Below are 21,923 nucleotides of genomic sequence, written 5' to 3' on the forward strand. Positions count from 1 at the left end.
TTACCTACTCTATTTATTATCTACACAGTCCACTGCCAATTGGTAGCCCATATACATCAAATGACGCACATCAAATAACAGACGTAATGTGTCAATAATCTCAACGATTTACATGCCGAACTGTCTGGCCCATTAAGTCATTATCAGTTTAGATAAAGCGCCACTAGGTTAGATGATTCAGTTGACGTTGAAATGTCATTAACCTCTTCAATGGTCGATTAAATAGCGATAACTAAAGCTATTGGCATTGGTTGGATTGAGCAGATTTGATTAGGTTGGTTTGGTTTAAGTCGGATTAGATTGGGTAATAAATGATACTGAACGATATCTTCTTGAGAAGAAATATTAATACCGGCTGGCCATTAAGTGCTTATACACTGATGGATAAAATGAATAAAAAAAGGGAGGCATTGCTGCCTCCCTCTTACTTACTTTCTTAAGTGATGATTAAGAAGTTATCTAGATATTTAGTGCGCTGCACCAGAGTGAACTTTATCAAGACCGTAAGTTTTACCTTCAGCATGACAAGTTGCGCAAGACTCAATTGGTACACCGGCAGCAGACATTACGCTATCACCAGCAACTGTCGCACCATTACTCTTGAAGTGAGCTAGAGCAGCAGCACCAGAGTGAGCGTGACAACTACGACATGCTTCAGCGACAGGAGAAATAAATTCGCCACCACTGATTGCAATTGCAGTTCTGCCAGATGTTAACGTACCAGTGCCAGAGAAGAATGGCATAGCATCCCCTGCAGCATTCGCATCTTTATGACAAGCTTGGCAATTTGTTTTAGTTGCAGGATAGTTAACCCAAGTTTCACCATCTGTACCTAAGTAAATGCCAGCACCTGTGCTACCTGCAAACAAACCACTGTGGAAGCGATGTGCTACGGTCACTAGATCACGGTTGTTATAAGTTAACCCTTCAACAACTTCAAACGTAGGTTCGCCATCAGCATCTACACCAGCTTGCTTGTAAACATCTGCATGGTAAGAACCTGCATAGTTGTTGTTATGACAATCAGCACATTGTGTAAAGTTAGTCACACCATGGTTAGGTGATTTAACGTGAGACAAGTTGTCATGACAAGCATTACATTTAGCTTCGTCAGCTGTTGTACGGTCGTTACCAGCCTGTGTAGGTGAGGTATAAGCTGTCAACTCAGGACTAACGAAACGTAGATTGTCCTCAGTTAATACGCCTTTAGCCGCAACTGCATCAAACATAAAGTACTTAGTGACGATGTTAGCTGGAACAGGTACATCACAAGCACCAGTATCGGTTCCTGCACCTTCAGCTAGTTTGGTATTAACAACAACCATATCGGTCGTTGTATTACCACACATGTTCATTTCAGAAGTAACTGAAAGTATTTGGCCGTCTAACTGATTAGGTGTAAGTGCTTTAGTTAAGGTTAACTTGCCACTTTGAACCACAAACATTTCTGGATTAGAAGCTGTATTGATACTTAAACCACGCACATAATCGCCATTGCCATCAAGTGTACCGATTAAAATATCATCACCTGATTTAGCTTTGTTTAAGTACTGAGTTAAATCAGTACCATCAGCCGCAACCACACCATTTAATTTAACATCAATGATGACAGTTAATACGTCTGACGCGACTTCAGCAGAAGCAACCTCTAGTACCAAACCATTTTCAAAGGCGGCACGGCGATCAACACTGTGAGCTTCGATTGGGCTTAAACTACCTGCGCCATGACAACCAGAACAAACAGCGTCACTAGCAGGAACGATACCTCTATGGTTAACACCCGTCGTTAAATCAACATCAACGTGACATGATAAACAGGCTTCAGCATAGACATTGTCGTTCCACTGTGTGCCATTATCATGACAAACAGTACATTCATTTAACTCAGCAGGAAATCCAACTCCACCAAACATTTCTTTGGCTTCACCAGTCAACTTGTCAGCAATATGATGACCAGCATGAATGGTATGGATCATGGCATTGAAGTTAACGTTAAAACCAACTTCAGGATCGTCTTGTCCACCAGCATAAGCAGGATTATGACAAGCTACACAATTTTCAACTTTTTGGTAATTATGATGAGCACCAATGTTGGCAATACGCATATCAGTATCAGCGTAACCTTCCATTGGGCTATGACATCTAATACATGCTGCACTAGACACAGCATCTTTTGCAGAAACAGCAAGTTCGCCAGTAGCAGGAATAAAATCTACTGGAGTTGATAAAATCTTATCACTTACTGCTGTACCATCAGCCATCGTAACGTCATAGGCACGAATAAACACACGGACTAAATCGTTTGCATCACCACTTGCTAATACCACAGGCGCATTACCATCATGTGCCCAAGAACCAGTATAAGTACCAGGATTAGCTTCATCTTCAACTAATGTACAAGCATCGACTACAGCGCCGCCTCGAGCTGCGGCAGTACCGGTTAAGGTACAATACATGCTGCTACCAAAATCATTGGCAAGTGCATGGTTTGTCCACAACATTGGTGCGCCAGTGTCAGTAGCATTAGCTGATTGACTGGTCACGTATAACGCAACTTTATCAAGCCCAGTGTATGGAACGTCCGCTCCGCCACTTCCTTTACCTGTTACAGTAAATTTAACGTTAAATGGATCAGCACCTACTACGACGATATCCGTAGGAGCCAGTGTTAAGGTAAAGTCATAGGCATTTTCAACTGTTGTAACAACCGAACCAGCTGGAGTACCAGGCGTGCCAGGTGTTCCATCTGTACCCGCGGCACCAGCAGCTCCGTCAGCACCATCACTGCCGTCAGAACCACAACCGGTCACACCTAACGCTGCAATAAACGCTGCAGCAAGTAATGTTCTATTATATTTCTTCATTTTAAATCCCCCGATTTAAATTTGTAGGTTTTACGCATCTAAAATATAAGGAAATAGAACAAAACACCCGTCTGCAGTGGTAAACCTGTGAGGTTTGGTTACAAATTCGTTAACAGTAATCGATAGTTTTAGTTTTAGGTATACGCAAAAATGAAACCGTCAGTTTCAGATTAAGTAACCCTAAAGAGGTATTAAATGTATTTTGATAATGTAAAAAATAGTGGGTGACCAATAAAAAACCATAAAATCAGCGATTTACATAAATAATGGCTATAAAAAAGATTCAGACCACAAAATTAAGTGTTCTGAATCTCATCAAAAAATGTTACCAATCTTCACACTAGCAATGACTTAATGATATTGATTATCACTTCCTTAACATTTGACGAATAACGGCGGTAGTGTTCTGCTCGCTCAATTAAACAATAACTTGGCATAGCCATCACGCTATTGAGCTTATTAAATTCATCATGTGGAAGTTTTTCTACTCGTAATTGAGGAATTTGTTGCGCAAACGAACCTTCATTACAAATCGTAATGGCTAAGCTGTCCATGGTCAGTATGTGCCAATACCAATCTTCGAGTTTTCTTGCGCACTCAATATCTTCTAGTAGCAAACCATGGGTTTGACAATATAACTCTAAAGGATCAATACGATTGTTAAAGCCTTTACAGCGTAAATACACCACAGGGTGTTGAATAATATCTTCTAACTTGATGTTCTCAACACTACCCCAAAATGAATGGTTAATATTACCTACAACGCATAAAGACGTCACATTGGCAATAGGATAAGCCTCTAAACCATGAGCATCTTGAGTTTCAAAGCCAATACCAAAATCGAGTTCGCCATTGTAAATCAACTCTTCCGTGTCAGCTTGCCAACTGTGAAGTTTAACTTTGCCGATAACATCACGCGGAAGCTTACTTAACGCAATGGCTACACTGGTAATAATGCTCGGCGATACTGCAATATGTAAAATCGGTGTTTGATGGTGATTTAAGCGGTCGTCTGCCACTCGCTCAATTTGGCTCACCATGTCACACAATTGGCATACAGGCTGATATAAACGTTCAGCTAATGGGGTCGGTTTTAGCCCTTGTTGGCGACGAAAAAATAATTCGTCATTAAAAATAGCCCTTAATGATGTTAAACATCGACTAATTTTTGGCGCGGATACAGCAAGCTCTTTGGCTGCAAAATTAGCAAAGCCGGTTTCGTAAATGAGCTTAAACACCAACAAACTAAATACATCTAATTCGCTGACTTTTTTCAGTGCTTGAATATCCACATATCACCTAATCTGCTGTAATGAGGCGATTAAATTAACATGTATCCAAATAAAAAAAATTGATCTAGTGCTGAAAAATGCTATCAACTTCAGCTTTTGTTAATGAACGAAATTCACCCAACGCTAACTGGCTATCAAGCACGATTTCACCAATAGATTCACGATGCAGCGCCACCACCGGATTTCTAAAACGACCAAACATTCGCTTAATTTGATGGTACTTACCTTCACGCAACACCACCCGAGCTTGATGACTCGATAATACCGTGAGTTGTGCCGGCAATGTGGTGATGTCTTCAAATTCAAAATACATCCCTTTAGCGAATGCCTCTACATACCCTTGCTCTAACGGATTAGCTAAGGTTACCAGATACTGTTTGTCGACTTTATGCTGCGGCGACATTAATGCTTCGGACCATTTAGCGTCGTTGGTTAATAATAATAACCCGGTAGAATGTAAATCTAATCTACCGGCAATATGCAACATTTCAGTGTTAACCCCGGTCATTAATCCTAATGCTGTTGCATGTTTATCATCAATGGTTGCACTTACTACCCCATCAGGTTTATTAAGCATATAGTACTGTTTTTGATATTGACGCAGCACCACACCATTACATTCAATATGAGTAAACTCATCAATTTGTAAGTCTGGTGACTTAGCAAACTGGCCATCGACAAGCACTTTATTGGTGACTAACAATAGCCGAACCGCTTTTTTGGGGATTTGTAACGTACCAGCAATAAATTGGTCCAGTCGACCTCGTTTAGACACCATAAAACTTCACCAATATAGAATGATACCAATTTGTTTAAGAATACCTTATTCTGTTAAAAGGCAAAAACATTAAGGAGTAACATGCTTTCGCAACCTGCTAGTACAGATTTGCGCCCAGATATGACCAGCGCTGAATTAAAACAGGCGATTAAGTCACTGGATCAATATTTACAAGATAACATTTTTCAAAGTGCAATTAATGACACCTTGAATAAGCGATCACATTTTTTCGATGCGCTATTATGCCAACTTTGGCAACCCTTCGAATTAGATCCCGCGCGTATCTCGCTCAATGCAGTTGGGGGTTACGGCCGGCAAACCTTACATCCTTTCTCTGATATCGACATCTGCGTTATTCACGATGGTCCATTAACGCCTACGGAAGCCGCTTCTGTAAGCCAATTTCTGACTCAACTTTGGGATCTTAATCTCGATTTAGGTCACGCTGTACGCAGTTTAACTGACACATTCCAAGCGTGTAAGGATGACGTAACCATTGCAACCAGTTTACTGGAAATTCGTCATTTATTCGGTAATAGTCAGCACCAACAGCAAGTGTTGAATGCACTGTACGGCCAGGATTTATGGCAAAGCCAAGCGTTTTTTAATGCCAAACTCAGCGAACAACAAGAACGTCATGCCAAAGCACAAGGCACTTCATACAGTATTGAACCCAATCTTAAAACCAGCCCAGGTGGTATGCGTGATATTCAAACCCTTACCTGGGTTGCTCGCAAACATTTCGGCGTTGCCAATATGCAATCACTACGTCGCTTTGGTTTTTTAACTAATGACGAATATGCTGAATTAATGGAGTGCCAACACTTTTTATTTAGAGTGCGCTTTGCCTTACATCAAGCAGCCCAACGTTCTGAAAATCGTTTATTACTGCAATACCAAGCTGAAGTGGCTAAATTAATGGGTTTTGGTGATGGTATGCCCATCGGTGAAAGCGGCAATATTGCTATTGAAAAAATGATGCGCCAATTATTTCGCGCCATGAAGCGCATCAGCGAGTTAAACAAAATTTTAATGGCGTATTTCCAACGAGAAATTATTCCAGAGCTCAATCCACAAATAATCGCGATTAACGATAATTTTGAAATTGTTGATAAGTACATTCACGTTCGCGACGAAACCGTATTTATCGATCGCACCCAAATTATGGCGTTATTTGAGTTTATCGCGATTCATCACGACAAAATAATCGGTATTACCGCAGAAACCTTACGATCTTTACGCCAAGTAAGACGTCGTTTAATGGGTGATTTACAAGATTTTCAGCGTTGTCGAGAGCAATTTAAAGCGATATTTGTTCACCCTCAAGGCATGGGACTCGCCATCACCTTGATGCATCAACATGGTATTCTAGCCTCTTATTTACCGCAATGGCGTGAAGTTGTTGGCCAGATGCAGTTTGACTTATTCCATGCCTATACAGTCGACGAGCACACCCACAAGGTGCTTAAAAATATATATCTCTACGGAAACGACATCAAAACGTTGGATAAAGATCTGGCATTAGCCGCTGATATTTATCAAAAAATGTCTAATAAGTCGACGCTGTTATTTGCTGCATTGTTTCATGATTTAGCCAAAGGCCGTGGCGGTGACCATAGTAAACTCGGTGCTGTTGATGCCAATTTATTTGCTAAGTTTCATGGCTTAAAAGTTTCACAAGAGAAACTGATTTGCTGGCTAGTAGAAAATCATTTGTTAATGTCTATTACCTCACAACGCATGGATATTTATGATCCTGATGTCGTGAATGCTTTTGCCAAAAAAGTAGGTACCTTAACCCGTTTAGACGCCCTGTACTGCCTGACCATTGCCGACATTCAGGCAACCAATGATGATCTGTGGAATGACTGGAAAGCGTCACTATTAAAAGATTTGTATTTTGTTACTCGTAAAGCACTGCGCAATGGTTTTGAAAATATTCTGCAACTGCGTACTTTGGTACGGGAACACAAGCAAGAAGCACTGAATTTATTAGCCACAGATGACGATAGCAGTCACGATATCAAAAAATTATGGCGTCGTTTACCTATCGCCTTTTTCAGTAATGCCGAAGCGGATGATATCGCCAGATACACCCAAGCGATGATTAACCACGATCTTACGCCTGTAACAGACAATCAATACAACACGCTAATTTTACTCGACGATGTCGTGGTAAAAGGTTGCAGTGACGTGTTTGTTTACACCAAAGACAGACACGGATTGTTTGTAAAATTATTCAATACATTAGCGACATTACGTATTTCGGTGAAACAGGCACAAATAGCCCGAACTAAAGACGGTTATGTGGTTGAGTCATTTAAAGTACTCGATTTTGATGAAAAGCCAATTACCAGTGCACAGCGTCGTGAACAAGTCATCAACAAGTTACATCAGGTGCTGGATAAAGGTATTAATTTACCGAAAAAACGCCAGTCGAGGCGACATCAGAGTTTCGATAATCAGCCCAATATCGAATTTTTGCATTCACGTAAATCGACCCGTAGCTTAGTCAATGTGTCTGCATTAGACACCAGTGAGTTTATGGAACAAATTGCCAGTGCATTCAGGGAATTGGATTTGAATATTCATTCGGCCACCATCAGTACGGTCGGCGAACGCGCAGACAATGTATTTTTATTATCCAATAAAGACGATCAGCAGTTAACCCCTGAACAACAGCAGCAATTGTCGGCAACATTAATGCAAGCTATCACCACAGACGAATAACGACCTTAATCAGTCAGTGTTGTTGATACAAATGAGCCATGTGTGAATGAATCACCATGGCGCTTTTATTTCACCACTAAGCAGGCTTTGAGCAAACTGATGACTATGCGATAATCATGCCCATCAACTGCCGTAAATTAGGTCATCATGTCACAAGCCTTTAGTTATACTGCTGAATATGTACTAGACAAGTCGTACTTTGAAGAATGCTATCTGCAATCAATTCATCCCAGCACATCACCAAAACGTTTTATTAAAACCGCCATTTTTGCACTGGTTGGTTTGGCTATTTTAATGCTCGACACTCTAAGCCCAACATCAATGAGCACCAAAGAAACCTACTATTTAGGTTACTTTTTTATTGGCTTAGCCGTGGTAGAGTTTTTGAGTATTCGTTTTAATAAAACCTGGTGGTTATGGCGTCAAATGATGAGTAAAGCGGCAGGTGAGCATGTCAATCTTACAATAGATGATAATGGTATCAGTAGTCAGTCACTGCATGTTAATCAACAGATTTTGTGGACTGATATTTATCGAATTACTGAAACCGATGCGGGCTTGTTAATTAAACTGCAAAAAACCACGACTTATTTGTCTAAACGCTGCTTAGATAAAAGCGTTATCGACTTTATTAATCAAAAACAATAGCTTAAAAATAACTAAGTACTAGTTCAAGACAGTATTTAAATATAGTAGTTCAAGACAGTAGTTAAATACAGTAGATCAAAAAACACCACGTTTAGGCTAACGCATTCGCAATGCGTGGACGAATGTCGCTAAGTAACTCATCTTCAAACCATGGATTACGACTAAGCCAAATATTATTGCGCGGACTGGGGTGTGGGATTGGGATATAACGAGGCCCAAACCTGCGCCATTGCTGCACTGTTTCGGTTAATGTTTTCGGCTTATCGGTTAAATAATACTGTTGTGCATATTGCCCCACCAGCAAGACCAACTTGACGTTAACTAACTGCTGCAGCAATAAACCATGCCATTTAGGCGCGCATTCTGGCCGAGGAGGTAAGTCGCCAGATTTTCCTTTACCAGAACCGGCATAACTGCCCGGATAACAAAAGCCCATCGGCATAATAGCAATCTGTTTTGCATCGTAAAAAACGTCTCTCGTTACCCCTAACCACAGACGCAATCGGTCGCCACTGGCGTCATCAAATGGAATACCCGACAAATGTACTTTACGTCCAGGGGCCTGACCGATGATCAACACTTTTGCTTGCGGATCAATTTGCACTACTGGGCGTACACCATCTACCAGGCTTGATACGCAAAGTTGACAACTTTTTACTTGAGTGAGCAACGAAACCATATTCAATACCTTACTTTTTGTATATAAAATCATAAAAAGCGCGTTAATCGCTATATCTAACGGAACTAAGCTGCAGTAGTATTTGTCAAAATAACAAAGTTCTCCCAAGAAGGAACAACCATGCAACATTCACGTCATTCACGTTTAGCCCTTACGACTTTAGCTGCTATGTTAATTAGCGGTACAGCGATGAGTTTTAGTGCTGCTGCACTTCCCCAAGCACCCGTTAGCGATGTAGTTTCATTAAAAGAAGCCTGCCAGCAAATTGCACTTGAAGACCAACTGCCAGAAAGTGAACTCGGCGCATTTTTGCTTGATTGCGTTAACGACCAATTAACCGAAATGGGCTACGAACGTGTTGCGAGTCTAGATTAAGCCAATACTAAACCAATGCGAAACCAATACTAAACCAATACTAAGCCTAGACTACCCTCATGATGACGAGTATCAACTGACTCCCATAAAAAAACGCCATTAAGGCGTTTTTTTATGGGAGTCACCGTTGTTTGAGTAACATAAGCTTAAAACGCTTGGCAAAATATTCCAATCGATGCACCGATGGCAACAAACCAAGACAATGAACGTAATGTGCCAAAATTCAATAAATACAGCGCATGGTAAACCAGCCGTGCGACCACATGTACTATGGCTAAAAGCGCAACAATATCGGTGACATTATTGGTCAGTAATGCTGTTAATACTGCAATCCCAAATACGATTAGCGATTCAAATGCATTTTGATGCCCTGCTAATGCTCGCGCCCCAAAACCGGTTAATTGAGCTTGCTGGGCTCTTGGATGGTCATTGTCATATCGGCCTAATTTAGCCATTGCCATCGCTAATGGAACTTTTGCCGCATACGGCAACAGCATGGCAATCAATAAACATATCAGTATCGTCTGCATAATCTATCCTTAGTTATTAATATTCTTATTATGTGTAGCTGTGTTTTAGTTGTATTCGTTGTATTAGTTGTATTAGCTGTATTCGTTACGATTGAACGCGTTGTGTTAACCACTAGTGTAATCAGAACAAAATAACATAATCTACCGGCCTTAATAACAACCTAATTCATATAATGCTTAAGCACTCATCTGCAAAATCGTAAATTATTGTTTCACCTTATAAATCAATCACAAGTTAACACATCAACAACATTTTAGTGACTAGTCTACACTTTAACTTGAAAGATCTTTCGCAGCACCACGGTCATTACTAATACCTCCTAACAAGAATAATGGCTGTATCTAGTCAATCTTGTCATGGGTAAACATGAATAGCAGTAAACATAATAACCACAAATGCAAGGAATACATCATGAATATGAAAGCACAAAGCAGCTTAACCGGCGCAGCATTAGCACTCGCAATGGCAAGCTTATCAGGTCAGGCTATGGCCGCTGAAACAAGCACGGCACCTTTGGCAGCAGGCGAAACAGATTTAGTCCATTGTTACGGCGTTAACACCTGCAAAGGCCATAACGATTGTAAAACAGCCGACAATGCCTGTGGCGGTCAAGCAAGTTGTAAAGGCACTGGTTTTGTTGGCATGCCTTCAAAAGCCTGTGCTGATGTAGGCGGCACGCAAAAAGATGATTGGGTTGGTAAAGTCACTAAAGCTGATTTAGTACATTGTTACGGTGTTAACGTCTGTAAAGGCCATAACGATTGTAAAGGTGCTGATAACGCTTGTGGCGGTATGGCAAGTTGTAAAGGCACTGGTTTTGTTAGCACTACAGCAAAATCTTGTGCTGATATTGGCGGTAAAACAAGCTAATTAAGCTTCGTTTGATGACGCTGTCACCTACTATTGTGACAGGGTCATCAGCTTACTATCTCAATTATTAACGCAAGTTTTGCCTAAATTAAGCTAGAACATTTGCATTAAAATAGGATTCACCATGCCAGATACGCGCATTACAGAAGACTTTCTCGGATTTGGCTTGGGCTTACGAACCGACCATTTTGAATACATTTTGCAACACCAGCCAGATATTGACTGGTTTGAAGTGCTATCTGAAAACTACTTAGTCGCTGGTGGTAAACCCCGATATTATTTAGAAGCCATTGCCGAACAATATCCTGTAGTGATGCATGGCGTATCGATGTCGATAGGCAGTACCGATCCTTTAGACATGGATTACTTAAAAGCCCTTAAAAAGCTCAGTAACGACATTCAACCTAAATGGATATCTGATCATATTTGCTGGACCTCAATTCACGGCGTCAATAGCCATGACTTACTGCCACTGCCTTATACCGAAGAAACCGTTAATCATGTAGCGCAGCGAGTTCGGCAAGTACAAGACGTACTAGGTCGTCGAATTTTACTGGAAAACGTATCGAGCTATTTGTCATACCAAGACTCGACCATGGATGAATGGGATTTTTTAAGCCAAGTAGCAGAAGCCGCAGATTGCTTAATATTACTCGACATCAATAATATTTATGTCAGCGCCCGTAATCATCATTTTAATCCACTCGATTACCTTAAAAAAATCGACCCACGCCGGGTACAACAGTTTCACTTAGCTGGCCACAGCGATTTTGGTGATTATGTCATTGATACCCACGACCACGATATTCCGCCGTCAGTGTGGACCTTATACCAAGCGGCACTAGAGCGCTTTGGCGCGGTTAGCACCATGATTGAGCGCGACGCTAATATTCCCGAGTTCCCAGCGTTATACCAAGAATTACTCGAAGCGAAAAACATTGCTCAGTTAACCTTGCCCGACGACCCTGCCCTAGCACGCTCACAGTTTGGCACTCGTTCACTTGATGACGTCAGCAAATTCATCAGCGCTAATCATGCTTCATCGCAAAAAGTCAGGGCATAAACATGAGTCGTTTAGCTGAAATTCAACAACAATTTATGCAATATTTACTGTCTGATGGTTCGGATACACAGCACGGACAGATTCAGTCGGTGATGAAAGCAAACGTGTCTGAACAAGCGGGGATCAGCGCCGATGATCGCCTACAAATTTATGCAAATGCTTACCGAATTCGATTAAAAGAAACCATTGAAACCGACCACCAGCTGCTAGGTTTGTATTTGGGTGACGATTTATTCGATAAAATGGCAGCCGACTATACTCGTCAATATCCATCAAGTAATAAGTCATTGCGCCAGTTTTGTGATGGTTTACCGGAGTTTTTACAGCAAGATGCATTTTTTAAACAGCATCCCATTATTGCCGATTTAGCGCGATTCGAGCGCCGGTTACTCAATGCATTTGATGCAGCCGATTGTGCCCGTACAAGCTTTAGCGACTTACAGGCCATATCACCAGAATTGTGGCCCAATTGCTGTTTACGCTTTCATCCTAGCGTACAAATATTCACTTGTAACAGTAATGCAGTCGAAGCTTGGCAAGCCTTGAAAATAGACACTGCACCACCGACGCCAGACTATCAATCATCTAGAGCGTGGTTATTATGGCGGGGAGAGTCTCGCTTAACCGAGTTTGTGTCGTTATCGACAGAGCAACATGCGTTGTTACTTGGGTTTATTCATGGCAACAACTTTGCCGACCAGTGCGAACAAATGTTGCAATGGCACGACGAGCAATCTGCGCCAATGATGGTACTGCAAACCATGCAAACCTGGTTTCAACGCGGCTTAATTCGAGCAGTTGTGAGTAAGTAGCTAATTTACGTTAACGCATTTCTGGACAAAGCTTGATAATCACCTTCTCGTCGTCCCGGCAGAGCTTTTGAGACGGGATCCAGGTGTTATTCTTACTTTGTACTTATGCACTTATTTACTTTTGTACATATGGCCTACGGCCACTAACGTCGTGGCGCTTCACCCACACCAGACCAAGAGGAAACCAACGGCTGTTCCCTCTTGGAACTCCCAGCCGCCACATCAAAATTATCTGAAAAACAATAATTTCGCGACGTGGTTGAATCCAGCTTTTAACTTCGTCTGTGTATTCTTCGGCCTTATTCGAAAATGCTAACGCTTCAGATGGGGCGTCCCTTCCCCTCTAAAGCTAGCTTGCCATCCGTGGCTAGCTCACGTCATTTTCTTCGACGGCCTCAAGTTCAGAGTTGAATTTGGACATTTCAAGCTGAGGCATCTAACTCATTTATGGACATAAACGAGTTAGAACGGAGACCTAAGCTCAAAAGTTTTGATTAGGTAAGGTTTGAGTAATTTATAAGATAATGCGCCTGATTCATAAGCAATAATAAGCAGAAGCCTGTGGATGTATTTCTTGAATATGCACGTTTATAATTTGTCAGTCAGCACTTACGTTAATACTAAGCAACGTTGTCTTCAATTTTTAGATTTTAAAGATTCCTGCTAATTTGTCATTACCCAATATTTTAACAACGAAATTAGCAGACATATAATTTTATCTTAGAGAAAAAAACAAGACAATTGCTTCGCTGCAATACTTAAAGTATCTCATAATGATTCATTGGAATTTGTGATACATGGTCAAGGCGCCATGCTCCCTCTTCGTATATAAAGCTCACTGAATGTAACTCATCTTTAAAATGATATTCTGTAGCAGAATCATTTAATAAACCGTAGTAGTTACGCTGGATATTCTCATAGCCTTTTTCGATATTCATCATCGCAAAATAGCCTGGCATAAACATTAATTGACTCAACGCTTTGTCAGATTCTCGGCTTATGTTCGGCACATCTTCACGCTTAAAACGTTCAGAAAATAACGCAGAGAATACTTGTTCATCCTTGTAATTCAAATAGGCTGAAATTGTCCAATTAGCGAGTAATAGGTCAAATGATTGCTTAGCATGATTTAAGTCCTCAAAAGGCGTGTCACCTTTGTTAGAAACATAATCTTGATAATACTGCTCAGCATCAGCTACGGTTTGCCTTAACAGTAATGCCATTTTTATCTCAGTTTCAGAGCCAGATTTATTGAGAATATCGACGAACTGATCGACTGTATTAACTTGTTCTGCCCAACTTTTGAAACCTCCCTGAAGAAATGGTGCGAACTCACTTTTATACTTTTCCGCAAGATTGCTCAATTTGAGTTCGTCAAATTTTGCCTCTTTAACGCCTATGGCAAACCTATCTTTAAATTGACCCATTTTAGTATTTTCGGGTTTTAGCAACCCATAACTTGAACCGCTATAAGGGTCGGGCGTATCAGAAGAATCCTCTTTTGCTATAATTGATTGGATTGGTCTTTCGCCTTTGAAAGCTTTATCTAATCCTGACTGAGTTGCCGAATTTATTGCTATTTTAGCTTCAATATCATCATCGGAAATTTTGGCAAAAGCAGCAGCATGTTCTATTACAGCGTTAGCGACTAACTCTGATGACAACATTTTTTGGTATTGATAATAGTTACACCTGCGATCGCACGCTGTCATCGCCATGCCAGATATATCACTTAGTTCGACTTCTTTTGTTTGAACAAATAAAGACGCATCAAATACTCCTTTAGGGATGCCATCGACTTTATAGCTTAATGAAAGTCGACTGTTAGGGATAAAAGTGCCGTTAACATTCAACTCTTGCTTATTTGCACACACAGAAAAAGTTCGGGTTGTGATAGGAAATTGGTGTTCATAGGAGGCTGACACAAATAAATTATCTAATGGTATCCCTTCTGGCACCGTTCCAGTAATTCTGACGTGACAACTCTCAGTGTTTGCAATAACTGAAGCACTGCTCAAAAGTGCTAGTAAAGTTATTGCAAGCGTAGTACGTGATTGTTTAAGTCCTTTTAACATTTCTCTTCCTTGATATGTATAACTATCTATATTTCATGGATTTATAATGTATACCAATTATTTTGGAATGTACAAAAGTAAATTAATTTACACATTCAATCTATATAAATCACTGCATATAGTCAGATAACAGATAACTGTAGTGGCTAATTCAAATTGACCTCTCACTTAGATCTTATCTAGCTCACTTTGGGGCATAAATGATTTGCATACCTTGCTTGCAATTGGTGTGATTCAACTCAGAACTTGAGGACGTTGAAGAAAATAGCGTGAGCCTGACAGGACGTCAGGCTAGCTTTCGGTGGCCATGGATGGCCTATCGGAAGCGGTAGCATTTTCGAATAAGGCCGAGGCAGTTACCCAATAAAGTCAAAAGCTGGATCTACCCCATTGCGACCTTTTCGCTGTTTGAAAATGTTGCGGGGCGGCTGGGTGATCCAAGAGGGAATAGCCGTTGATTTCCTCTTGGTCTGGTGTGGGCGAAGCGCAACGACGTTAGTGGCCGCAGGCCATAGCCTAAACAAGCTTTGGGGCAAAAAGTTTTACGGCTCCAACTCTCTTTTGGAAAATATAACTCGAAAAAATCAGACTTTATTCATCATTAGTCAGTGTTAACCCTGCTGTGAAGGCAACCATACTTTAACGCTTAAGCCACCCTCTACGCGGTTTTGCATGCTAATTCGGCCACCGTGGGCTTCAATAATCTCGCGACATAATGGCAAACCAATCCCTGTACCAGATTGTTTAGTTGAGTAAAACGGTAACAAGGCTTGCGACAATACCTCGCTAGACATCCCGCAACCTTGGTCATCTACTTTGATTAATAACCCGTTAATTGGATGAGTCACTTCCTCAAACGTTATCGACACAGTGTCTGCCTCCGCGCCAGACTCGTGAGCGTTTTTAAGCAGATTGATAAAGACTTGTTCTAATTGCACTGCATCGAGCTTGATTGGATTAACTGGTAAAGGTGATAACAGGTTAAATGGGTATTGCTGCGCTAATTGCTGGGTCATCTTAGCCCAATCAATTGAGGCTTTTTGTGGCAGTGGTAACTTAGCAAACTGAGCATAATGGGAAATAAATTGGCTCAGGTGTGTGGTGCGATTTTCGATGGTATCAAAAATCAATTGCAACTTACTGTTGTCTAAGTGCTGGGTTAAAAACTTACCGGAGTTGACCATAGAAGCAATGGGCGCGACCGAGTTATTAAGCTCGTGGCTAATAATTCGAATCACCTTTTTCCACACAGCCACTTCTTGGCGGTTAAGTTCTTTGGTGAGCTGTTTAAGCAAAATTAAATGGTGCTGCTGATTGTTTTGAGTGAAGCGGCCACGAGAGATATGCCAGGTTTCAACGTCGCTACTGTCAGCATCAGTATTAGAATGACTATCAACACCATCGGCCCCGCTACCGCCCATCGAAAACAGTCCTTCTTGCTCACTGCTTAACGCCGCTTTAAGCGTGTCGGGTAACATCACCACAAGATCAGGTAACAACATGCCTTCTACTTTGACGCCCTGATTAAACAAATGCCTTGCAGCGCCATTGGCGTAAATGACTCGCTGGGAATCATCGATTAATAACATGACATTAGGTGAGTTCTGAATCACTTTATCGAGCATTAACTCGCGCTGATAAATAAACTGCCTCTCACTACGCAGCTTTGCTGATGCTTGGTTATATAAGCTCACTAGCGCATCTAATTGTGGTTCGCCGTAGGGATGCAGCGACACACTAAAATCATTATCTTTAAAGTTAAGTAGACCGATTTCCAATGCTTGCAGACTTTCACTTAATCGTCTTGTTAGCCACATACTGCAAAAATAACACACCGCCAGCATCACAATAATAGCCAACCATAAGGTGTCATCACCCAATGTAAGCCACACTAAAGCGCCTGACATCGCTCCCAAAAGGCAGCTCAACATGTTACTGATCAGCAATTTAGTGCGCAGTGATAACATCATTATCTAGTCACCCTAAGGCCATATTTCTCCATACGGCGATAAAGGGCTTGCCGACTTAAGCCAAAGGATTTTGCTACTCTGGCAATGACGCCATTATATTGCGCTAAAGCGTCTTCTAGCTGTTGCTTATCGGGTTCGCAAATCGACTGAGTATCATCAATGCCCTGATCTTGTTGGCCAAGATGATGCTCAACAACAAGCGCATGCTGGGTAGCTGCACCGCCATTAGCTATCGCCATCAAGCCAAAATCATCAATCGTTAATTGTGGTGACTTAGCTAGCAACGCAGCCCTTTTACAGGCATTTTCTAATTCACGCACATTGCCCGACCAACTATGATTAATTAACGCCTGCTGGGTCGACTTATCAAGGCTAAAATGAGCACCTATAAAGTGTTTCACTAACGGTAAAATATCGTCCTGGCGTTGATTCAATGGTGATATGGCTAGCTCAATGACATTTAAACGATAAAATAAATCTTCACGAAAACGCCCATGAGCAATGTCGTCGGCTAAATCCGCGTTGGTAGCACTAATTACCCGTACATTCACTTTGCGGGTTTGATGACTGCCTAAACGTTCAAACTCACCGGTTTGTAATACCCGTAATAACTTTACTTGGCCAGATAATGGCAAATTACCAATTTCATCTAAAAATAACGTGCCACCATCGGCAGCTTCAAAACGGCCCATACGGGTTTTATTGGCGCCCGTAAAAGCGCCCGCTTCAGCGCCAAACAATTCGGCCTCTAATAAATCCATTGGTAAAGCACCAATGTTGACCTTAATAAACGGTTTGTCTTTTAATGGCGAGTTGGCCTGTAAAATATCGGCTATTTTGTCTTTGCCCGCACCATTTGGGCCAGTGATCATCACCGACACATCGGATCGCGCAACTTGCAATGCCAAATCAACACAGCGCTGCATGGCGCCACTACCAAAAATTAAGCCACATAAATCGGCGCCATTAATGGCCGACATGCGTTCACTGTCTATCCGGGTTAATTGGCTATTTTGCTGAGACAGTCGATAAATTGATAATAGGTTGCTAATACTATTGAGCAGCTTAGCGTCATCCCACGGTTTCCCCATGTAATCAGCTGCCCCCGCTTTAACCAACTCGACAGCGGTTTCTAATTGGGTCCACGCAGTCATTAAAATAATCGGTAAATTAGGCTGTAACTGACGCAATGCGTAAAACAGTTGCTTGCCTTCTTCACCCGAGGTGGTATCACGGCTAAAGTTCATGTCTTGAATGACTAAGCTGATCTCTTTATTAGTCACAATCTCAATAGCCGCATCAGGTGAGTGACAAAAAATAGCTTGATAGCCATGCAGCTCAATCATTAGCGCAAGCGCTTGGCAAATGGCGTGATTGTCATCAACAATTAAAATATTATCCATTAGAATATGTTTGAGTCCAATTAGGTTGCTGTTATACAAAAACATGTTTATGCAACTGCATGTTTATACAATAAACATTTACTCACAAACGTAAATAAACAATAACATGACAGAAGACCTCACTGTCACATTATTGTTAAGCGCAAGCGCCGCAGTTTAACAAATTACACACTGCGCGTTGCCATGGCGGGTGAAATATTAGCCGCCTTAGCTGCGGGCACTATTACCGCTAGCGTAGTTACAACCAGCAAACCAATAACAGAGATAATCGGATAAATCACCGGTACCATAGGTAAGCTATACAGTGACATTAATTGCTGCCCAAGTACCAACGATAGCATGCCACCGATGACCCCACCGACAATACAAATTAGGTAATTTTCCACCATAAAGTATTCAATAATGTCACGTTTACGTGCACCCAGCGCGCGGCGAGTGCCTATTTGTTTGGTGCGGCGTTGAATATTAAACATCACCATACCGGTTAATCCCAACGCTGTAATTAATAACAATAACACCACCATAATACTTAACACTGTCGCCATTAAACGGTGGTTACTGTAAGTTAAATTTTTAATCGTGGTGAGTGTTTGGAAGTTTTCCACTACACGGTTTGGGTTTTCTGCATACAAGGCTTTACTAATGGCTTCTTCTAACGCTGGAATATGTTCAGGTAATGCCCGCACCATGTATGATTTATTACTACTACTGCCACCAAAATCGATATTCTGGATCACGCTGTATTCAAAGTTTTCGTGGTCAACCCAAGCACCTTGCAGCTTATCAACTACGCCTATAATGGTCACGGCTTGCTCACCTTGATACATGGTTTTACCTAAAGGTGACTCATCGCCCCAAAAGGCTTTGGCTAACGGTTGCGACACTAACGCCATCATGCCGCTGTCATCTAAGCTGGTATTAATTTCATCGGCGGTAAAATTTCGCCCGGCAATTAACTTCGCTCCCATCACATTGAGTAAGTGCTCATTACCCAAGTAAAAGGCAAACCCAGGGGTACTTTTAGCGGTATCGGCATCTGGGCCGTCAACATAGCGATCCATCCATCCGCTGCCGCTTAACGGCAACATATTGCTGTAACTGGCATCAATCACATTGGGCAGCGAACGCAAAATTTGTTGGTCAACTTGGTTCTGTTTCATGTTGTCGATAGCAGGATCGAAATTATACAGGTTAAAGGTCAGGATCTGATCTTCGGCATAGCCAGATTCTCGCTGCATTAGCGACAAACGTTCGTTAATAATAAAACTCGCATTGGCGACTATCGCAACCGACAAAATAATCTGCAATAGCAATAAAACCGGCGCACTTTTACTGCGCATTAAACTGGATAAAATCGGTTTGATATGTAACATGGTGATGTCCTTTCTTAAGCTTAACTGGAGTTATTGGGCTTTTAAATACACACTGGGTTTAGTGCGGCACACCACCCAAGCAGGGTAAACCCCAGCCAATACCGCGGTAGAGATAGCAATTAATGGCGTGATAATCCACATACTGGCATCAAGCCCAGTAACACTTTGGTCCATTGAAAAATAGCTATGCAGCGCCGTTAACGACCCCCAAGCCCATAACAAACCCACTACGCCACCGATAAAACCAATCATACCCACTTCGACCATATACTGACTAAAAATCTGTCCACGACTGGCACCAATAGCACGACGAACACCCACCTCTGGCGCACGCTTTAAAAACTTGGTTAGCAACAGCCCGAGAATATTCACCAAGCACACGCTTAAAAACAGCAAGCTTAAACCGACGAGTATTTTGTTATCTTTGGGCACCACATCGTTATCTTCAAGCCATTTCGCGATGTCGCTAATTTGCACTGATTCGCTAGGGATTTTAGCGGTATCAGTAAAGCGGCCGAGCGCTCTTTGCTGCTCAACATAACGCGTTAACCAGCCTAAAAAGCTTTGTTTTTGCTCATCGGTGTTCAGTTCAGTCCAAAATTGAATCCATACTTTTTCTGACGCTAAGCGGTCGCTGTATGTGATCATGGGTTCGAACTTCCAACCGCTGGTGTTACCCCATACATCAAATTCCTCTTGGCCTGTTAACGAGAACGGAATGAATATCTCTTCAGCATCATTAAAGGCACCATTAAGTGGGTCATAGTATTTAGGTTGCGGATTCCAGTCATCAATCACCCCAACAATTTGATAAGGTTTACGGTCTAAAAAGAGTGTTTTGCCTACGCTATTTTTACCTTCAAAAAAGCGTAAATTTAATTTTTGACTAATCACCACTTGGTAAGCTGGGCGTAAATCAACACTGGTATCCCAGTAACTGCCATAAATAAAGGGTACCGAAAAAATCCGAAAAAAGTCTCTGTCGGTTAACCGAACGCTGTTCAACACGGGTTCAATTTTAGGATTGTCAGATTGTAATGCTAAGCCAGTTCGATAAGTCGCTGCTTTGAGGCTTAATTCTTTGTTATTGCGCAAGTTCATCGCATCCATATAGGTGATGCTTGGAATAAACTCATCCCAGGTATCCAAGCCTTGGCTCCACAACTGCACTGAATTAATCACCTCACTGCGATCGCCCGCCGGATTATAAGACATAGTTTTATAGACATTGAGCGTAGTGATAGTAATGCCGATACCAATCGAAATCGCTAATACCATCAACATCGATAACATCGGCGTTTTACGGATACTTCGCCACGCTAAATCACAATAGTAAAAAAACATAGTGTTCCCCTTAGCGAGTGCCGGTAGCAGCTGGTTGGTACATCGAAAAATCACATACTTGACCATCAACAATTTGAATATTGCGCTGAGCACGGCGAGCAAGTTCTGAATCATGGGTCACCATAATAATAGTGGTGCCTTGTTGATTGATATTTTCAAGTAATTCCATCACCTGGCGCGCCATTAAGCTGTCTAAATTACCAGTAGGTTCATCGGCTAATAAAAACCGTGGTTCGCCTGCTAATGCACGCGCAATGGCGACACGTTGTTGTTGTCCGCCAGACAATTGCGTCGGTAAGTGTTTCATCCGCGCACCTAAGCCTACTTGTTCTAATGCTGATTCGACTCGGCGCTTACGCTCATTGGCATTCATACCGCGATAACGCAATGGCACTTCGACGTTTTCGGCCAGGTTAAGGTCGGGAATAAGGTTGAACCCCTGAAAGATAAAGCCAATTTTTTCATTACGGACTTTAGCGCTTTTGTTGTCACTTAAATTCGACACATTAACGCCATCAAGGCTGAACTCGCCAGAAGTAAAGCCTTCGAGCAAACCCGCAATATTCAAAAAGGTGGTTTTACCTGAACCAGACGGGCCTGTCACCGCAACAAACTCACCTTCTTTCACTTCAAGGTTAAAGTCGCGTAGAGCATGGGTTTCAACTAAGTCAGTTTTGAATACTTTACTGATATTTTTCATGGATAACATAATGGCTTCCTTGGTTAATTCGGTTGTCGCATCCCAGCGCCTAGGGCTGATAATGTCAATCTTGCAAATCTGAATACGGCTTTGTTAAATACTTTTGTTTTTAATGTTATTGGCGTCAGTGCCGTTAGTATCAGTCATGGCTAAAACAGCAGCTTAATCTTGACCATGTCGCTAATATCAATATGCAAACTAACGGTAGGACTAATATCTCTTAATCGATTCGAAACCTGGCTACTCATGTCAATTAATTGCAAACTAACCGATAACCAATCTGTATGATTATCAATGCGATAACTCACCGCTATTGCGAGAATAAATAACGCCAGTAGCGCGATAAGCTGTCTACGTTGAATAAAAGTCATAAAATGTCCTTACTCAGTTGAGTGTTTGGTTATTTGATTCGTTAT

General features: G+C 41.7%; 18 protein-coding genes. 6 read left to right on the forward strand and 12 right to left on the reverse strand.

Annotated features, from left to right (window positions below; genetic code table 11):
• Positions 1-467 precede the first annotated feature (467 nt).
• The 3 genes from AAEY94_RS05600 to AAEY94_RS05610 form a co-directional block, all read right to left on the reverse strand.
• Positions 468-2,864: an OmcA/MtrC family decaheme c-type cytochrome gene (locus AAEY94_RS05600; RefSeq protein ID WP_101085830.1), complete on the reverse strand. Its 2,397-nt coding sequence runs from the start codon at positions 2,862-2,864 to the stop codon at positions 468-470.
• Between the two features lie 335 nt (positions 2,865-3,199).
• Positions 3,200-4,156 (reverse strand): LysR family transcriptional regulator, encoded by a 957-nt coding sequence (locus AAEY94_RS05605; protein ID WP_101085831.1) that lies wholly within the window; start codon positions 4,154-4,156, stop codon positions 3,200-3,202.
• A 64-nt stretch (positions 4,157-4,220) separates the two neighbouring features.
• A complete protein-coding gene (locus AAEY94_RS05610) occupies positions 4,221-4,934 on the reverse strand; it encodes a 16S rRNA pseudouridine(516) synthase (protein ID WP_101085832.1) in 714 nt (237 codons plus the stop codon).
• An 81-nt stretch (positions 4,935-5,015) separates the two neighbouring features.
• Between AAEY94_RS05610 and glnD the strand changes: the two genes are divergently transcribed.
• On the forward strand, positions 5,016-7,664 hold the full coding sequence (gene glnD, locus AAEY94_RS05615; protein ID WP_350977823.1) for a [protein-PII] uridylyltransferase: 2,649 nt from the start codon (positions 5,016-5,018) through the stop codon (positions 7,662-7,664).
• Between the two features lie 147 nt (positions 7,665-7,811).
• The gene (locus AAEY94_RS05620) at positions 7,812-8,312 is read left to right on the forward strand and encodes a YcxB family protein (RefSeq protein WP_101085834.1); all 501 of its coding nucleotides are present in this window, start codon (positions 7,812-7,814) and stop codon (positions 8,310-8,312) included.
• Between the two features lie 91 nt (positions 8,313-8,403).
• On the opposite strand, the gene AAEY94_RS05625 is transcribed toward AAEY94_RS05620, so the two are convergent.
• On the reverse strand, positions 8,404-8,997 hold the full coding sequence (locus tag AAEY94_RS05625; RefSeq protein WP_392341505.1) for a uracil-DNA glycosylase family protein: 594 nt from the start codon (positions 8,995-8,997) through the stop codon (positions 8,404-8,406).
• Between the two features lie 114 nt (positions 8,998-9,111).
• Between AAEY94_RS05625 and AAEY94_RS05630 the strand changes: the two genes are divergently transcribed.
• Positions 9,112-9,366, forward strand: a complete 255-nt coding sequence (locus tag AAEY94_RS05630) for a hypothetical protein (RefSeq protein ID WP_101085835.1) — start codon at positions 9,112-9,114, stop codon at positions 9,364-9,366.
• Between the two features lie 146 nt (positions 9,367-9,512).
• Here AAEY94_RS05630 and AAEY94_RS05635 read toward each other — a convergent pair whose 3' ends face one another.
• On the reverse strand, positions 9,513-9,896 hold the full coding sequence (locus AAEY94_RS05635; protein ID WP_101085836.1) for an MAPEG family protein: 384 nt from the start codon (positions 9,894-9,896) through the stop codon (positions 9,513-9,515).
• Between the two features lie 412 nt (positions 9,897-10,308).
• Here AAEY94_RS05635 and bufA2 point away from each other — a divergent pair, with 412 nt between their 5' ends.
• The 3 genes from bufA2 to AAEY94_RS05650 all read left to right on the forward strand — a co-directional run bounded on the left by bufA2 (position 10,309) and on the right by AAEY94_RS05650 (position 12,642).
• Positions 10,309-10,767, forward strand: a complete 459-nt coding sequence (gene bufA2 / locus AAEY94_RS05640; RefSeq protein ID WP_101085837.1) for a BufA2 family periplasmic bufferin-type metallophore — start codon at positions 10,309-10,311, stop codon at positions 10,765-10,767.
• A gap of 124 nt (positions 10,768-10,891) precedes the next feature.
• The gene (gene bufB / locus AAEY94_RS05645; RefSeq protein ID WP_101085838.1) at positions 10,892-11,830 is read left to right on the forward strand and encodes an MNIO family bufferin maturase; all 939 of its coding nucleotides are present in this window, start codon (positions 10,892-10,894) and stop codon (positions 11,828-11,830) included.
• A 2-nt stretch (positions 11,831-11,832) separates the two neighbouring features.
• Positions 11,833-12,642, forward strand: a complete 810-nt coding sequence (locus tag AAEY94_RS05650; protein WP_101085839.1) for an HvfC/BufC N-terminal domain-containing protein — start codon at positions 11,833-11,835, stop codon at positions 12,640-12,642.
• A gap of 758 nt (positions 12,643-13,400) precedes the next feature.
• Here the strand turns inward: AAEY94_RS05650 and AAEY94_RS05655 are convergent.
• From AAEY94_RS05655 to AAEY94_RS05685, 7 genes are all read right to left on the reverse strand, one after another.
• Positions 13,401-14,717: a hypothetical protein gene (locus AAEY94_RS05655; protein ID WP_350977829.1), complete on the reverse strand. Its 1,317-nt coding sequence runs from the start codon at positions 14,715-14,717 to the stop codon at positions 13,401-13,403.
• Positions 14,718-15,328: 611 nt separating this feature from the next.
• Positions 15,329-16,684 (reverse strand): sensor histidine kinase, encoded by a 1,356-nt coding sequence (locus AAEY94_RS05660; protein ID WP_101086301.1) that lies wholly within the window; start codon positions 16,682-16,684, stop codon positions 15,329-15,331.
• A 2-nt stretch (positions 16,685-16,686) separates the two neighbouring features.
• Positions 16,687-18,090 carry a sigma-54-dependent transcriptional regulator gene (locus AAEY94_RS05665; RefSeq protein ID WP_182745071.1) on the reverse strand — a complete coding sequence of 468 codons (1,404 nt, stop codon included), beginning with the start codon at positions 18,088-18,090 and terminating at the stop codon, positions 16,687-16,689.
• 164 nt (positions 18,091-18,254) lie between these two features.
• Positions 18,255-19,463 carry an ABC transporter permease gene (locus AAEY94_RS05670; RefSeq protein WP_123777219.1) on the reverse strand — a complete coding sequence of 403 codons (1,209 nt, stop codon included), beginning with the start codon at positions 19,461-19,463 and terminating at the stop codon, positions 18,255-18,257.
• 30 nt (positions 19,464-19,493) lie between these two features.
• Complete coding sequence (locus AAEY94_RS05675) at positions 19,494-20,807, reverse strand: ABC transporter permease (protein WP_162022485.1); 1,314 nt, start codon at positions 20,805-20,807, stop codon at positions 19,494-19,496.
• Between the two features lie 10 nt (positions 20,808-20,817).
• Positions 20,818-21,516 carry an ABC transporter ATP-binding protein gene (locus AAEY94_RS05680; RefSeq protein ID WP_192115763.1) on the reverse strand — a complete coding sequence of 233 codons (699 nt, stop codon included), beginning with the start codon at positions 21,514-21,516 and terminating at the stop codon, positions 20,818-20,820.
• A 140-nt stretch (positions 21,517-21,656) separates the two neighbouring features.
• Positions 21,657-21,878 carry a hypothetical protein gene (locus AAEY94_RS05685; RefSeq protein ID WP_101085844.1) on the reverse strand — a complete coding sequence of 74 codons (222 nt, stop codon included), beginning with the start codon at positions 21,876-21,878 and terminating at the stop codon, positions 21,657-21,659.
• Between the last annotated feature and the right edge of the window lie 45 nt (positions 21,879-21,923).

Origin of the sequence: Shewanella sp. AC34-MNA-CIBAN-0136 (assembly GCF_040309945.1) — a bacterium.
Classification (GTDB): domain Bacteria; phylum Pseudomonadota; class Gammaproteobacteria; order Enterobacterales; family Shewanellaceae; genus Shewanella.

Coding starts and splice junctions, on each gene's coding strand:
- AAEY94_RS05600 (WP_101085830.1), bottom strand. CDS start 2,864: ATGAAGAAATATAATAGAACATTACTTGCTGCAGCGTTTATTGCAGCG.
- AAEY94_RS05610 (WP_101085832.1), bottom strand. CDS start 4,934: ATGGTGTCTAAACGAGGTCGACTGGACCAATTTATTGCTGGTACGTTA.
- glnD (WP_350977823.1), top strand. CDS start 5,016: ATGCTTTCGCAACCTGCTAGTACAGATTTGCGCCCAGATATGACCAGC.
- AAEY94_RS05620 (WP_101085834.1), top strand. CDS start 7,812: ATGTCACAAGCCTTTAGTTATACTGCTGAATATGTACTAGACAAGTCG.
- AAEY94_RS05630 (WP_101085835.1), top strand. CDS start 9,112: ATGCAACATTCACGTCATTCACGTTTAGCCCTTACGACTTTAGCTGCT.
- AAEY94_RS05635 (WP_101085836.1), bottom strand. CDS start 9,896: ATGCAGACGATACTGATATGTTTATTGATTGCCATGCTGTTGCCGTAT.
- bufA2 (WP_101085837.1), top strand. CDS start 10,309: ATGAATATGAAAGCACAAAGCAGCTTAACCGGCGCAGCATTAGCACTC.
- bufB (WP_101085838.1), top strand. CDS start 10,892: ATGCCAGATACGCGCATTACAGAAGACTTTCTCGGATTTGGCTTGGGC.
- AAEY94_RS05650 (WP_101085839.1), top strand. CDS start 11,833: ATGAGTCGTTTAGCTGAAATTCAACAACAATTTATGCAATATTTACTG.
- AAEY94_RS05655 (WP_350977829.1), bottom strand. CDS start 14,717: ATGTTAAAAGGACTTAAACAATCACGTACTACGCTTGCAATAACTTTA.
- AAEY94_RS05660 (WP_101086301.1), bottom strand. CDS start 16,684: ATGTTATCACTGCGCACTAAATTGCTGATCAGTAACATGTTGAGCTGC.
- AAEY94_RS05665 (WP_182745071.1), bottom strand. CDS start 18,090: ATGGATAATATTTTAATTGTTGATGACAATCACGCCATTTGCCAAGCG.
- AAEY94_RS05670 (WP_123777219.1), bottom strand. CDS start 19,463: ATGTTACATATCAAACCGATTTTATCCAGTTTAATGCGCAGTAAAAGT.
- AAEY94_RS05675 (WP_162022485.1), bottom strand. CDS start 20,807: ATGTTTTTTTACTATTGTGATTTAGCGTGGCGAAGTATCCGTAAAACG.
- AAEY94_RS05680 (WP_192115763.1), bottom strand. CDS start 21,516: ATGTTATCCATGAAAAATATCAGTAAAGTATTCAAAACTGACTTAGTT.
- AAEY94_RS05685 (WP_101085844.1), bottom strand. CDS start 21,878: ATGACTTTTATTCAACGTAGACAGCTTATCGCGCTACTGGCGTTATTT.